The following is a 14,250-nucleotide window of genomic DNA, read 5'->3' as shown; positions in this document are numbered from 1 at the left end:
AGTGTAACCAGTGATTCTTCTCAAAAATTCGTCGCGCGCGTCATATTTGATCGACGTCAGAAGCGAAGTCGAACGGCAGTTATTTATTGGTTATGCTTACCAGATGCAAAGCGCGGCTGACGGCATGGAGACCGTGGACTCCATCTAGGCCGGCTGCGGGCGCCGCAGCAATTCTCGCGTGCTGTACCAAGCACCGGGACACGCAGGGACGGGCTCGCGTCGCAAGCACACTCCCCTACTTAACGAACCGCCGCGCCAGCCGCGCGAGCATCGGCACGGTCGTCGGCCGCAGAAGCCGCCCGTCGTAGCCCGCCATGCGGCGCTCGTTTTCCGCGAGACACATGTCGATCAACGCGCCCACCGACACATCGCCGGCCACCGAATCCCCGACATTCGCGGGGAAATTCGCGTCCTGCGCGGCGCCGCTCGTGTCGAAACCGCGCGCGAGCGAGATGCGATCGCGGATCAGCGAAAGCCACACGCCCGCCGTCTTCAGCAGAAAGCCCGGCTTGCGATACCACGGCAAGCTGCGCCGATACCACGCCACCCAGTTCGCGAAAAACAGAATGTGCCGCGCTTCCTCCTGAATCACCGGCTCGAAGGTCTCGACGAGCGCCTCGGGGAAATAGCCTGACTGCCGCGCCGCCACGAAAAGACCGAACGCGAAGAAACTGGCGATGCACTCGCTGTAGCCTGTGAGCACCCACGCGCGCAAGGCATCGTCGGGCGCGGGATACGGCGGCTCGGGCGCGAGTTCGATGCCATACGCCGCGACGAGCTTCGACAACACCAGCTTGTGCCGCGCTTCCTCGCCGCCGTTCATGCGCAGGGCTTCGTCGAGTTGCGGGTCGGCCACGCTCGCCGCATAGGTCGCCACGCGAATCGACGCGCGCCCTTCGGTCTGCACCGCGATATCCCAGATCGGCAGCGACGTGACGCGCCTGAGCGCCGCCGGGTCCAGCTTCGGCCACTCGATGACGGCAGGCTTGTACGGATTGTGCGTCGTCAGCAGCATCTCGCAGAACATGCGCTTGTGCATCTCGGAGCCGATCCGGATCCGGCCTTCGATAGACCCAGTTGCGCATCGCATGATCTGCTTCGACTGGTGTGAGCGTGTCGGACATATTCGAAAAGTGGGCGGCTGTCCGGAACGATCTGCGGATTCTGGCATACAGAACGCGCACATGCAGCGATCGGCGCGCCGCTCCGCGTCAATGCGAAATCTTCTCCAGCGCCATGTCGCGCGTGCGCGGTCCCATCAGTCCGATGGCCGCCATCACGATCAGCATGGCGAGCGCGATGAACACGAACACGCCCGTCGTGCCAAAGCCCTTCAGCACGCCCGCGATGATGAACGACGTGAAGATCGCGGAGAACCGGCTCCACGAGTAGACAAAACCGACGGCGCGCGCCCGGATGCTCGTCGGGAATAGTTCGGCCTGATACGCGTGGAAGCTGTACGACATGATGTTGGACGACAGCGTGAGACCGACGCCCATCGCAATCAGAAACGCAGCATTCGACGACTGACTGAAAAGCAGCCCGCACACGATATTGGCCGCCGCCATCGCGACGATCGCGGTCTTGCGCTCGATCTTGTCGGCAATGGCGAGGCCGATCATCGGCCCGATGGGCGCGGCAATCGCGATGATGCTGGAATACATCAGGCTCGACGTCACCGTGATGCCCTGCTTGACGAGGAGCGTCGGCACCCAGTTCGCGAAGCCGTAGAAACCGACGGTCTGGAACACGTTGAAGATGATCATCATCGTGGCGCGCTTTCCGTATGGCGGCTGCCACATGCGGGCGAACGCGCCGCCTTGCGTGTCCTCCACGTCGCGCACAGGCTCCGGCTCGGCGGGCGGCGGCAACGGCTTGCCGTATTCGCGCTCGACCTGCGCTTCGAGCGCGGACATCACGCGGTCCGCTTCGTCCAGACGGCCTTTCTGCGCGAGCCAGCGCGGGCTTTCGGGCAAACGGCGGCGAATCCACCAGACGAAGAGCGCCCCATGCGCGCCGATCACGACGACCCAGCGCCAGCCGTCGATGCCGAACGGCGCGCGCGGCACGAGCAGATACGCGAGAAACGCGACGACCGGGACCGCCATGAAGCCCACCGCCTGCTCGCACGCGAACGCGCGGCCGCGAATATGCTTCGGCGCGAGTTCCGAAATATACGTGCCGATAGTCACGAGTTCGACGCCAATCCCCACGCCCGCCATGAAGCGCCAGCAGTTCAGGCCCGTCGCGGTCTCCTGGAACGCCATCACGACGTTGGCCGCCGTGTACCACAGCAGCGAATACGTGAACACCGCGCGACGGCCGAAGCGGTCGGCGAGCCAGCCGCACGCGACCGTGCCGATAAAGAGCCCCGCGAACAGCGAAGCGATGAAGCTCGCGACGCCCGTCATGCCGAAAAAGCCGTTCGTCGCGGGCGTCAGGATGCCGCTTCTCACGAGGCCCGGCGCGACATAGCCGGAATACAGCAAATCGTAGAGCTCGAAGAAAAAGCCGAGGCTCAGCAGCACGACGAGCGTCCACACCGTCCGCGTGGCCGGCAGCCGGTCGAGGCGCGCGGAAATGAGGCCGGCGGACAGCGCGGGCGGCGCCGTATCGGCGGATGCGCGGCGCGATTGCGCCGCGGGTGAGGTTGCCATCGGTGTCGTCTCCTGATTCATGTGTGGCTCGCATCCGGCCATGCGCGCGGTGCTTTACCGGGCGATTGCGCGACGCAAAGGCCGCATCTTAACCGGATGGATCATTCGTGCCGAGCGTCGCCTTTTCGGCGCAAAACCGCTGTTCGGCGGCCGCAAATGCGTGTGCCGCATCCATCGCTGGCGTATCGATGCCGAAATAATCCTGCGCGCCGTGAGGAAGAAATGCTCTAATCCACCGCTATCCGGGGTTTCACTAGGTTCCGAACTATTTTGGCTTGGTAACCTTCTGCCGATTCTGCATCGACACGATCCGCGGAATGCCCGCTGTCCGGCCTGTTTCAGGGCAACCGCCCGCCGCGCCGGACGGCACCGGAACGAGACCTTCCGGGCCGAACTGACCACCTTCTGGAGTTAAAACAGTGAAGAAACTGCTTGCCGCCTTGTCGATGTCCCTTCTCGCCGTCACGTCGTTCACCGCCGTCACGGCCCATGCCAAGGACTATTCGACGATCCGCTTCGGCGTCGATGCAAGTTATCCGCCGTTCGAATCGAAGGGTTCGGATGGCAAGCTGGTCGGTTTCGACATCGATCTGGGCAACGAAATCTGCGCGCGCCTGAAGGCGAAATGCGCGTGGGTGGAGAACGATTTCGACGGCATGATCCCCGCGCTGAAGGCGAAGAAGTTCGACGGCGTGCTCTCGTCGATGTCGATGACGCCGCAACGCGCCGAGCAGATCGCGTTTTCGAGCAAGCTCTTCAACACGCCGACGCGCCTCGTCGCGAAGAAAGGCAGCGGCATTCAGCCGACGGCCGAGAGCCTGAAGGGCAAGAACGTGGGCGTCGAGCAGGGCACGATTCAGGAAACCTACGCCAAGACGTACTGGGCGCCGAAGGGCGTGACCGTCACGCCGTACCAGAACCAGGACCAGGTCTACGCCGACCTGACCTCCGGCCGTCTGGACGCCGCGCTGCAAGACGCGGTGCAGGCCGACATCGGCTTTCTGAAGACGCCGCGCGGCGCGGGCTTCGACTTCGCGGGCAAGGATATCGTCGACGCGAAGATCCTCGGCAATGGCGCCGGTATCGGTCTGCGCAAGGAAGACACCGACCTGAAGGCGAAGATCGACAAGGCGATCGCCGATATCATCAAGGACGGCACGTACAAGAAGCTCGAGAAGAAGTACTTCGACTTCGACGTGTACGGCGGCTGATTTCTTCGGGATCGGCTAGTCAACGAACGGGCTCCGCGGAGCCCGTTTTTCATTGCGCGCCGTCCTGCTCGCGTTGACAGGCCAGCCGCCCGTCCCGCCGATTTCGGCTAAGATCGAACGTCTGAGGCCGCGCCGGCGGACGGAGACACCGCCACGCATCACAGGCCCCGTATCGGGGCGCCTCAGCCGTCCAGCAACCAACGAGGCAAGACCTCGCGCACTCGCGTGCGCGCGAACACTATGCAGACCAGAACTCACCAGCTCATCTCGCCGACGCTCGGCACCTCACGCAGCATCGCCAGTTTTCATTACGGTCCCGATGGCGGACAGAAAATCTACATACAGTCGTCGCTGCATGCGGACGAACTGCCGGGCATGCTGGTCGCGTGGAAGCTGCGCCGCCTGCTCGCCGCTTTCGAAGCCGCCGGCAAGCTGCGCGGCGAAGTGGTGATCGTGCCGGTGCCGAATCCCATCGGCCTGAACCAGTTCCTGCACGGCAATCTGCTGGGCCGTTTCGATACGAACAGCGGCCACAACTTCAACCGCAATTTCCACGATCTCGCCGCGCTGATCGCGCCGCGCATCGAAGCGCGTCTGTCGAATGACGCCGAGGCCAACCGCGCAGCCGTGCGCGCCGCGATGAAAGAGGCGCTCGACGAGCAGACCCCGCGCACGGAACTCGAATCGCAACGCCTCGCGCTGCAAAAGCTGTCTTACGACGCGGACGTGGTGCTCGATCTGCACTGCGATCTTGACGCCGCGCTGCATCTCTACACGAACCCGGACATCTGGACGGAAGTCGAGCCGCTCGCGCGTTATCTGGACTCGAAGGCGTCGCTGCTCGCGCTGAATTCGGTCGGCAATCCGTTCGACGAAATTCACAGCTTCTGCTGGTCGGACTTGCGCGCCCGTTACGGCGACCGCTTCCCGATTCCGAACGGCGGCATTTCGGTGACGGTGGAATTGCGCAGCCAGCACGACGTGTCGCATGAGCTCGCCGACAAGGACGCGCAGGCGATCGTCAACTACCTGATTCATCGCGGCGTGATCGATGCGCCGCAAGCGTCGCTGCCCGAGCTCGCTTTCCCCGCGACGCCGCTCGCGGGCGCCGAGCCGATCGTCGCGCCCGCATCGGGCGTGCTCGTGTTTCGTGCGCAAGTGGGCGCGTTCATCGACGCGGGCGAAGCGATCGCCGATATCGTCGATCCGCTGACCGACACCGTGACCACGCTCAAATGCAGCACGTCGGGCGTCATGTACGCGCGGCATATCACGCGTTTCGCGACGGCGGGTCTCGAAGTCGCGCGCATCGCGGGCGCGAAGGCGTATCGCACGGGCTCGCTGCTGTCGGCCTGAGCGTTCGCTCTAGAAAGCCATGAGACCGCACTGCGCCGCGACCACGCGCCAGGCGCCTGCGGTCTCGCCCCACGTTCGCGTATAGCGCAGGCTGCCTGTGAAGGGCGCGCCGGCGAACGTGCCGGAAATCGCCACGCGCGTCACCGTGACCGCGAACGCGCCATAGACGCGGATGCTCTGCTCTTCGACCTTCAGCGTGTCGATACGCTGCATGCCGTAGCGATGCCCGTTCAGATCGTCGGCCTTCGTCCAGACCTTGCCGGTTGCGTCGACGAAGCTGAGATCGTCGGCGAGAAGCGCATCGAGCGCATTCACGTCTGAGGCGATCATCGCCTGTCTCAGCCGTTCCTCCAGTGCGCGGATTCCCTGTTCGTCCATGTCCATTCGCTCGCGGTGATGAACCGCCAGCATAGCGCGGCCGCGCGCGGGCTGTCCTCGCGCCGCGCGTGCGCGCGTTGGCATACATCGGCGTTATCCGCTAGTCCCGTTGCGGGCGCGAGACACGCAAGCTCAAGGTAAACCCTGTCACATTTGTTTCTTCAGCCGCCGCTACATTTGCGCCCGTCGCCGCCACGCGCCAGCAGAGCGCGAGCGCCGCAGACAGGCGCTGCCCTCGCAGCGCACCACACACCGCGAACCACTCACGGAGCAAGTCTTGAAGAAGAATCTCTTGGCAACCGCCGCCCTCGCCGCTTTCGCCACCCTCGCCACGTCTGCCCATGCGCAGAGCAGCGTGACGTTGTACGGCATCATCGACGCCGGCATCAGCTATGTGAACAACAGCTCGACCAGCACGACGCGCGCCGGCAATTCGCTCGTCAAGTACGACGACGGCGTCGCCCAAGCCAGCCGTTGCGGCCTGCGTGGCGCCGAAGACCTCGGCGGCGGCCTGAAGGCGATCTTCACGTTGGAAAACGGCTTCAACAGCGGCACGGGCGCGCTCGGTCAGGGCGGCGCTGAATTCGGCCGTCAGGCGTATGTGGGTATCGCGAAGAACGACGTCGGCTCGCTGACCTTCGGCCGCCAGTACAGCTTCAGCACCGACTACCTCGGCTCGGCCTATTCGATCGGCGGCCAGACCGTCGCGGGCAACTACGCGTACCACATGAACGACTTCGACCAGCTGACGTCGAGCCGTATCAACAACGCGGTCAAGTTCTCGAGCGCGAGCTTCTACGGCTTCACGTTCGGCGCGATGTACGGCTTCTCGAACACGGCCGGCGCGTTCGCGGGCACGCCCAACACCACGGTCGGCACCACGACCACTCAGGGTTCCTCGCGCGCCTACAGCTTTGGCCTGAACTACAAGGCCGGCCCGCTCGGCATCGGTGCGGCGTACACGGACATCCACTATCCGACCGCTGCGACGCCGGCATTCAGCTCGACGGTCGCCAACATCAACACGACCGGCACGACCAACAACGCGAAGGATCTGCGTTCGTTGGGCGTCGGCGCGAACTACGCGTTCGGCGCGGCGACGGTCTTCGGCCTGTGGACGAACACGCGCTTCGAGCCGATCGTCGGTTCCAGCTCGCGCATCAACGCGTTCGACATCGGCGGCAAGTACGCGATCACGTCCGCGATGACGGCGGGTCTCGGCTACACCTACATGGACCTGTACGACAATCTCAAGGGTCACTGGCACCAGATCGACGCGAGCTTCGACTACGTATTGAGCAAGCGCACCGACGTGTACGCGCTCGCGGTTTATCAGAAGGCGTCGGGTTCGAACAACGGCGTGCAGAATCAGGCGTCGATCGGTTCTTCGTCGTCGAGCTACTTCGGCACGTCGGGTCTTGGCGAGAACAACCAGCTGGCGTTTCGCATCGGCATGCGTCACAAGTTCTGAGCGTCTCGCTTCATCGGGTAGACAATCGGGCCGCCTTGCGCGGCCCGATCGTCGTTCATTTGCCCTTCTTTCCGTTCTGAGCGTTGAACTGCGCGACGTGCTCGTCCATCATCTTGCGAATCGCGCGGCCAATCTGCATGTAGTCGCTTTCGTTCAGATTCGCGAGCGACACGCGTCCTGACGGATGCTGCGTGCCAAAACCGCGCCCCGGCAGCAGCACGACGCGCGCGTCCTGCGCAAGCCTGAAGAGCAGTTCGGTCGGCTTCGTGTTCTTCAGGAGCCAGTCGACGTACTCGCGCCCATACATGCGCTCGCCGAGATATTCCATGTCGAGAATGGTGTAGTAATCGACGAGATTCTCGTCGTCGTCCTCCAGCGGAATACCAATCTCGCGATAAAGCGCCTGCTTGCGATTGCGAATCAGCCGCTTGAGCGCGTTCTTGTACGCGTCGGGCGTGTCCATCAGCGAGAACAGCGAGAACAGCACCATCTGCACCTGCTGCGGCGTGGAAAGGCCCGCCGTATGATTCAGCGCGACCGTGCGGCTATCGGCCACCAGCCGGTCGATGAACTTGAGCTTGTCGGGCTCCGTCGTGATCGATTCGTAACGCTCGTGCAGGATCGCCTTCTGCTCCTTCGACAGCGCGGCGAGCTGCTCATCGAAAACGTTCTCGTGATGCGTGGCAATGGTCCCGAGCCGCCAGCCCGTCGCGCCGAAGTATTTCGAATAGGAGTACACAAGAATCGTGTTCTTCGGACAGAGCGCGAAGAGCGAGACGAAGTCGTCGGCGAAGGTGCCGTACACGTCGTCGGTCAGGAGAATCAGATCGGGCCGCTCCTTGACGATCTCCGCGATGTATTCGAGACTCTCGTCGTCCATCTTCACCGAAGGCGGATTGCTCGGATTCACGAGGAAAAACGCCTTGATCTTGGGATCGCGCAGCTTGTCCAGTTCTTCTTTCGAATACTGCCAGCCTTGCGCCACGTCCGCATTGAGATTCACGACTTCGAGCTTGTAGTCGTTGAGCTTCGGAATCTCGATGTACGGCGTGAAGATCGGCATGCCGAGCGCGATGGTATCCCCTTGCTTGATGAGGAAGTTCTCGCGCATCGTGTTGAAGATGTACGTCATCGCGGCCGTGCCGCCTTCGACCGCGAAGATGTCGAACTCGCCGACGAAAGGATGCTTGCCGATCATCTCGCGCCGCAGGTATTGACCGACGATGATTTCCGACAGCTTGAGCATGCGGTCCGGCACCGGATAGTTCGAAGCGAGAATGCCTTCGCACATCTCGTAGAGGAAGTCGCCCGCGTTGAGGCCGAGTTGATCCCGCACGTACGATACCGCGCCGGTCAGAAAGCCGATGCCGGGCGTGCCCTTGTTCTCACGCGCGAAAATCTCGAAGCGTTCTTCGAGGCCGTGGTGCTTCGGAAAGCCGCCGATGCCTTCGGGCATGTAGGCGAATGAACGCTCGGATTCGCGCATCGCAAAGAGACCGAGCTGCCAGAAGCCGTGGCGCGGAATAGTCGCGAGGAAATTCGGATTGCCGCGGCCGGCGTTGAGCATCGCGACGTTCGCGGGACGCTCCACCACGCCGCCGCCCGCTGCCTTGATGAGTTCGTCCTTGAGCTCGAACGGGCTGAGCGAGGCCATCGCTGCGCGATCGTCGGAACCGGACTTCGAGGACTTTGACATCCAACACCCCCAGGAAATGAGCAATCAGTTCGGGAAAAAACAATGAGACACGCAGCGTCCGCCTTCACGTCATGAGCATCACCATGACCATCCCCCAGATGGTGAGCAGCGTATTGCCGACCGCATACGTGACCGTGTAGCCGAGACCCGGCACCTGGCTCTTGGCTGCATCGCAGATCATGCCGAGCGCCGCTGTCGTGGTGCGCGCGCCCGCGCAGATGCCGAGCAGAAGCGCGGGATGGAACCTGAAGACGTACTTCGCGATATACATGCCGATGATGAGCGGCACCGACGATGCGAAAATACCCCATAAAAACAGGCTAACGCCGAGCTTTTGCAAGCCCGCGACGAAGCCCGGCCCCGCCGAGATGCCGACCACGGCGATGAAGACATTCAGTCCTACTGAATTCATGAACCAGATGGTCGGCGACGGAATGCGGCCGAACGTCGGATGAATCGCGCGCAGCCAGCCGAACACGATGCCCGCGATCAGCGCGCCGCCCGCCGTGGACAACGTGATGGGAATCGCGCCGAAGCGGATCACGATTGCGCCGATGAGCGCGCCGAGCGTGATGGCAAGGCCGACGAAGGCCATGTCCGCCACGTCGCTCGGCCGGTCGATGACGCCGACTGCGTTGGCCACCGCCGTCGTATCCTGCGTGCGGCCGACGAGCGTCACCGTGTCGCCGCGATAGAGCTTGGTGCTCGCCAGCACGGGAATCAGCGTTTCGGTCGCGCCGCGCTTGATGCGCCGGATGAACACGCCGCGCGCGCCCGGCGTTTGCCCCAGTTCGGCCAGCGTGCGTCCTTCGACGTTCTTGCTGGTGATATAGACATCGACGCCTTCCACGGGCACGGCCAGCAGTTCGGCGTCGTCGACTTCGGTCGCGGTGCCGCCGAGCAGATCGACGAGATGCTCGCGCCGCCCGACGACCGCGACGATATCGCCCGGCTGGAGCACGTCGTCGACTTTCGCTTCCTGAATCTTGCCGTCACGCCGGATTCGTTCGATGAAAAGCCGCGCCCCCGCGGGCCTGAGCGCCTCCGCCTGGGCCACGCTCATGCCGGCGGCGCGTCCCTCGTTAGCGACGCGGTACGCACGCAGCGCGAACTGATGCCATCCGGTGCCCGGCCCGCCGAGTTCGGCCGCCCCCCCGACCTGCTCCTCGTACTCCTTGCACGCCGCGACGAGATCGATGTTGAGCAGTTTCGGTCCAAGCATCGCGAGAATCAGCGCCGAGCCAATCGTGCCGTAGATGTAGGTGACGGCGTAGGCCGTTGGCATCGCGTCGAGCAACGCTTTGGTCTCGGTGGCGGGAAGGCCGAGACGGTTGATCGCGTCCGTGGCGAGTCCCATCGACGCTGAAATGGTCTGCGATCCCGCGAAGAGCCCCGCCGCCGAACCGATGTCATAGCCCGCGATTTTCGCCGCTGCATAGGGCGCGGCAAGACAGAGGACGCACTGGATGACCGAGAAAAGCGCCTGCGGCAAGCCGTCTTTCGCGATGCCGCGCACGAATTGCGGGCCCACGCCATAGCCGACCGCGAACAAAAACATCAGAAAGAAGACGGCTTTCACATTCGACGAAATTGTGATGCCGAGTTGCCCGATGGCGATGGCGGCGAGCAGCGTCGCAGTCACGGCACCGAGGCTGAATCCCTTGAACGACTTGCCGCCGACCCAGTACCCGACGCCTAGCGAAAGAAAGATCGCGATTTCAGGGTAACTGCGCAGCGTTTGCGTAAGCCACGACATATGCGCTCCTTGGCGGGATCGACCCGCAGCCGTGAGATGCCCGACGGGCACGGGACAAACGTATGGAATGAGCGGCGTCTTGAATCGTTCATGAAACGAATCGCGGCATGCACGGGTCGCGTTGTTTGGCGCTCGTGCGCTTCGTGAAGCGCGCACGGACAGCAAAGAGTCAAACGCACCAATACACTATTTTTGCTGAGCGGTTGAGCGCTAAATCGATAATTTCGCAGTGCGTTCGAGTAAGCGATTTCATTGCGATGCGTGCAGCAACGCAGAGCTTCGTGAGTCGGCACGGTATTGACCGTGCAAAAGCAAAACAGCGGCCGAAGCCGCTGTTTGTGTGATGCATAACGCTCTGTATAAGCGCGAAAAAATTTACTCCGCCGTTTCAAGCAACGGATAGTCGATGTAGCCCTTCGGACCGGGCGCATAGAACGTTGCGCTATCCGGCTGATTGAGCGGCGCGTCCACTTCGAAGCGGCGCACGAGGTCCGGATTCGCGATGAACGGCTTGCCCCACGCGACAGCATCGGCATCGCCACGTCCGATGATTGCCTCGGCGCTCTGCTTGGTGAAGTTCTCGTTAGCGATATAGACGCCGCCGAACGCCTTCTTCAATTGCGGTCCCAGGCTATCCGCACCTTCCGCCTCGCGCGCCGCGATGAACGCGATCTTGCGCTTGCCCAACTCACGCGCGACGTAGCCGAAGGTGGCCGCGCGGTCGCTGTCGCCCATGGTATGCGAATCGGCACGCGGTGCGAGATGCACGCCCACGCGATCCGCGCCCCATACGGCGATGCACTCGTCGACCACTTCGAGCATCAGGCGCGCGCGATTCTCGATCGGGCCGCCGTATTCGTCGGTGCGCTTGTTGGTGCTGTCCTGCAGGAACTGGTCGAGCAGATAACCGTTCGCGCCGTGGACTTCCACGCCGTCGAAGCCCGCGCGCTTCGCGTTCTCCGCGCCCCTTCGATAGGCCGCGAGGACGCCCGCGATTTCATCGAGTTCCAGCGCGCGCGGCGTAACGTAGGGCCGCTGCGGACGCACGAGGCTCACGTGGCCGCTCGCGGCGATTGCGCTCGGCGCAACCGGCAGTTCGCCGTTCAGGAAGATGGGGTCCGAGATGCGGCCCACGTGCCACAGCTGGAGGAAAATCTTGCCGCCCGCTTCGTGAACAGCACGCGTGACGACCTTCCATCCTTCGACTTGCTCGTCCGACCAGATGCCCGGCGTATCGGCATAACCGACGCCCTGCGGCGTCACGGAAGTCGCCTCGCTGAGGATGAGACCGGCCGATGCGCGATCGGCGTAATACTGCGCCATCAGCGCATTCGGCACGCGTTCGACGCCTGCGCGCTGACGCGTGAGCGGCGCCATGACGATGCGGTTTTTGAGCGTGATTGCGCCTACCTTGAGCGGATCGAAAAGAGTCGGCATAACGGAAAGGTATCCTAATTGAATTGAAATGAGACTGTCACTTCGAAGGGATTCCGGAAGTTCAGAGATTCCCGATGGAATCGCGGAACGCCTGAATCACCGCTTCGTCGCGCTTGAAGAACACCCACTGTCCCACGCGCTTGGTCGTGACGAGCCCGGCTTTATGCAGGGTTGCAAGATGCGCGGAAACGGTGGACTGCGACATGCCGCAGCGCCCATCGATCTGGCCCGCGCAGACGCCATGCGACAGCGGCAGTTCCTGATCACGGAAATGCAGCTCTGGCTCCTTCAGCCATTCGAGAATCTCGCGGCGAAGGGGGTTGGCGAGGGCCTTGTGGATTGCGTCGATGTCCATTTCGTAGCTCGTGCGTCTGACGGCCGGCGCACGCGGCAAAGAAGCGTGCGTTCCGAATCGTCTTGAGGCGAAGTATATATCGTAGATTCCCGATATGCAAGTGGCCGGCTCAACTGCGCTTTCGAGTTACGCGAGGAGCTATTTATGCAAACAGTCGCCGTCGACGTTGCATGAACCGGCACACACGCGACGCATGATAATAAGTAATCCCTACATTCAATCACGCATCAGAGCGCGTCAGGGCCGGGCAAGCTGATGCACCCCTTCCCCGCGATTCTCGTCCAAATTTTTTATAGCGTTTTGGATCGTCTTCGGTTATTACTGGATTCATCGAAAACGTCACGCATGACGGAGGAACGCCGGTGTTTCCGGCTGTCGCCGCCGTTACGATCGGAGTCCGCTAACCCATCACAAGTATCAGGCTCGCGCTCATCGACGTCGCTTGGCCGTTTAGTTGTAAGCGATGACGTCGCTCGAAAGCTAAGGCTTCCGACGCACGCCATCGCTCAGCACGCAGTCGCCAATTGCATCGCGCGAGCATGCCGTGGCGAGCACGCGTTAGCGCGTTCGCTCTCCGACTATCGGCCATCCCAGGGGGGAGGCGCCCATGGCGTTCATGTGCAAACAGATGCTCGACTGCAGGCGGTTCGCCGAATGGCCGCGCGGGATGCTCGCACTGCGCTCTTATTGTTCCGTCTCGATCGTGGCCCTCTCGCTCGCCGCGTGCAACAAGCCGCCTCCGGAAGCGCCGCGGCCGGCCGTCGATGTCACCGTCGTCACTGTCACGTCGAAGTCCACTCCGGTCGATTTCGAGTTCACCGCGCAGACGCAGAGTTCGCGCGAAGTCGAAATCCGCGCACGCGTCGACGGCTTTCTCGAGAAGCGCATGTACACCGAAGGCGCGCTGGTGGAAGCGGGACAGGTGATGTTCATCATGGACAAGCGCCCCTTCGAGGCCGCGCTGCAAACCGCCAAGGGCGCGCTCTCGCAGCAGCAGGCACGGCTCTTCGTGACGAAGCAGAATCTCGCGCGCGTAGTGCCGCTCGCCGCCATGAACGCGTTGAGCAAGAAGGATCTCGACGATGCCACCGGCAACGAGAAGCAGGCCGAGGCCGCCGTCATCGCCGCGCAAGGCGAAGTGCAGACCGCGCAACTCAACCTGAGCTATACGACGATCCGCTCGCCGCTCAAAGGCTTGTCGAGTTTTGCGCGCGTGCAGGAGGGCAGCTACGTGACACCGACGCAGTCCGGCCTGCTCACGTACGTCTATCAACTCGATCCGATGTGGGTGAACTTCAGCATCTCGGAGAACGAGTTGCTGAGATGGCGAGAGGAAATACGCAAGGACGAACTGCATTTTCCGGCCGGAAACAAGTTCGACGTGACCGTCATTCAGGCAGACGGATCTGTCTACCCGCAAACGGGCCATATCGACTTCACGAATCCCGCGTTCAGCACGGAGACGGGCACGTTCCTCGTGCGCGCGGTGTTCGGGAATCCGCGCGGCACGCTGCGTCCGGGGCAGTTCGTGAAGGCGCGCGTGGCGGGCGCGGTGCGGCCCAACGCCATTCTGGTTCCCCAGCGCGCGGTATTGCAGGGCGCGAAGAGTCATTTCGTCTGGGTGCTGGACGGGCAATCCAAGCCGCGTCAGCGCGTGGTCGAAGTCGGCGAATGGCATGGCGACGACTGGTTCGTGACGAGCGGCCTGAAGGCAGGCGAGCGCGTCATCGTGGACGGCGCGGTGCGTGTCGGAGCCGATTCGCAAGTGCGCGTCGTGAGCGCACCGGCGCCGGATCAGGCGCCGGCAACCGCGCCGGCCGCGACGTCCGCTCCCGGCGCACAGGCGTCGCTCAGCCAGACGAAGAACGAAGGCGGCGGCGCCGAGAAGTGATGTGATCAGCCGACTATCGGAAGCATGTCGCGCGGAAGAGGC

The 14,250-nt window shown here is 63.0% G+C and carries 11 protein-coding genes and 1 pseudogene; 5 read left to right on the top strand and 7 right to left on the bottom strand.

The window, feature by feature from the left end:
• Positions 1–235: 235 nt before the first annotated feature.
• Both GV035_RS07485 and GV035_RS07480 read right to left on the bottom strand, forming a co-directional pair.
• A pseudogene (locus GV035_RS07485) lies at positions 236–1,124 on the bottom strand (ferritin-like domain-containing protein).
• A gap of 87 nt (positions 1,125–1,211) precedes the next feature.
• Positions 1,212–2,657, bottom strand: coding sequence for an MFS transporter (locus GV035_RS07480; RefSeq protein ID WP_159834320.1), 1,446 nt, complete (start codon positions 2,655–2,657; stop codon positions 1,212–1,214).
• Between the two features lie 40 nt (positions 2,658–2,697).
• On the opposite strand from GV035_RS07480, the gene GV035_RS07475 reads away from it, so the two are divergent.
• From GV035_RS07475 to GV035_RS07465, 3 genes are all read left to right on the top strand, one after another.
• Entirely contained in the window at positions 2,698–3,072 is a 375-nt protein-coding gene (locus tag GV035_RS07475; RefSeq protein WP_159834319.1) for a hypothetical protein, read from the top strand.
• A gap of 4 nt (positions 3,073–3,076) precedes the next feature.
• Positions 3,077–3,868, top strand: a complete 792-nt coding sequence (locus GV035_RS07470) for an ABC transporter substrate-binding protein (protein ID WP_159834318.1) — start codon at positions 3,077–3,079, stop codon at positions 3,866–3,868.
• A 240-nt stretch (positions 3,869–4,108) separates the two neighbouring features.
• A complete protein-coding gene (locus GV035_RS07465; RefSeq protein WP_159834317.1) occupies positions 4,109–5,224 on the top strand; it encodes a succinylglutamate desuccinylase/aspartoacylase family protein in 1,116 nt (371 codons plus the stop codon).
• Positions 5,225–5,233: 9 nt separating this feature from the next.
• On the opposite strand, the gene GV035_RS07460 is transcribed toward GV035_RS07465, so the two are convergent.
• Entirely contained in the window at positions 5,234–5,602 is a 369-nt protein-coding gene (locus GV035_RS07460) for a nuclear transport factor 2 family protein (protein ID WP_159834316.1), read from the bottom strand.
• Between the two features lie 277 nt (positions 5,603–5,879).
• Between GV035_RS07460 and GV035_RS07455 the strand changes: the two genes are divergently transcribed.
• Positions 5,880–7,073: a porin gene (locus tag GV035_RS07455; RefSeq protein ID WP_159834315.1), complete on the top strand. Its 1,194-nt coding sequence runs from the start codon at positions 5,880–5,882 to the stop codon at positions 7,071–7,073.
• A 55-nt stretch (positions 7,074–7,128) separates the two neighbouring features.
• Here the strand turns inward: GV035_RS07455 and GV035_RS07450 are convergent, their stop codons facing one another.
• The 4 genes from GV035_RS07450 to GV035_RS07435 all read right to left on the bottom strand — a co-directional run bounded on the left by GV035_RS07450 (position 7,129) and on the right by GV035_RS07435 (position 12,317).
• On the bottom strand, positions 7,129–8,769 hold the full coding sequence (locus GV035_RS07450) for a bifunctional aspartate transaminase/aspartate 4-decarboxylase (RefSeq protein WP_159834314.1): 1,641 nt from the start codon (positions 8,767–8,769) through the stop codon (positions 7,129–7,131).
• A gap of 64 nt (positions 8,770–8,833) precedes the next feature.
• A complete protein-coding gene (gene aspT / locus GV035_RS07445) occupies positions 8,834–10,525 on the bottom strand; it encodes an aspartate-alanine antiporter (RefSeq protein WP_159834313.1) in 1,692 nt (563 codons plus the stop codon).
• Positions 10,526–10,900: 375 nt separating this feature from the next.
• The gene (locus tag GV035_RS07440) at positions 10,901–11,962 is read right to left on the bottom strand and encodes an alkene reductase (protein WP_159834312.1); all 1,062 of its coding nucleotides are present in this window, start codon (positions 11,960–11,962) and stop codon (positions 10,901–10,903) included.
• A 61-nt stretch (positions 11,963–12,023) separates the two neighbouring features.
• A complete protein-coding gene (locus tag GV035_RS07435; RefSeq protein ID WP_159834311.1) occupies positions 12,024–12,317 on the bottom strand; it encodes an ArsR/SmtB family transcription factor in 294 nt (97 codons plus the stop codon).
• Positions 12,318–12,924: 607 nt separating this feature from the next.
• Between GV035_RS07435 and GV035_RS07430 the strand changes: the two genes are divergently transcribed.
• Complete coding sequence (locus GV035_RS07430; protein ID WP_159834310.1) at positions 12,925–14,208, top strand: efflux RND transporter periplasmic adaptor subunit; 1,284 nt, start codon at positions 12,925–12,927, stop codon at positions 14,206–14,208.
• The last annotated feature ends 42 nt before the right edge of the window (positions 14,209–14,250 follow it).

Source organism: Burkholderia sp. 8Y (assembly GCF_902506145.1).
Classification (GTDB): Bacteria; Pseudomonadota; Gammaproteobacteria; order Burkholderiales; family Burkholderiaceae; genus Caballeronia.
The sequence above is the reverse complement of the archived record's forward strand: the minus strand, read 5'-3'. Positions and strand labels throughout refer to the sequence as shown.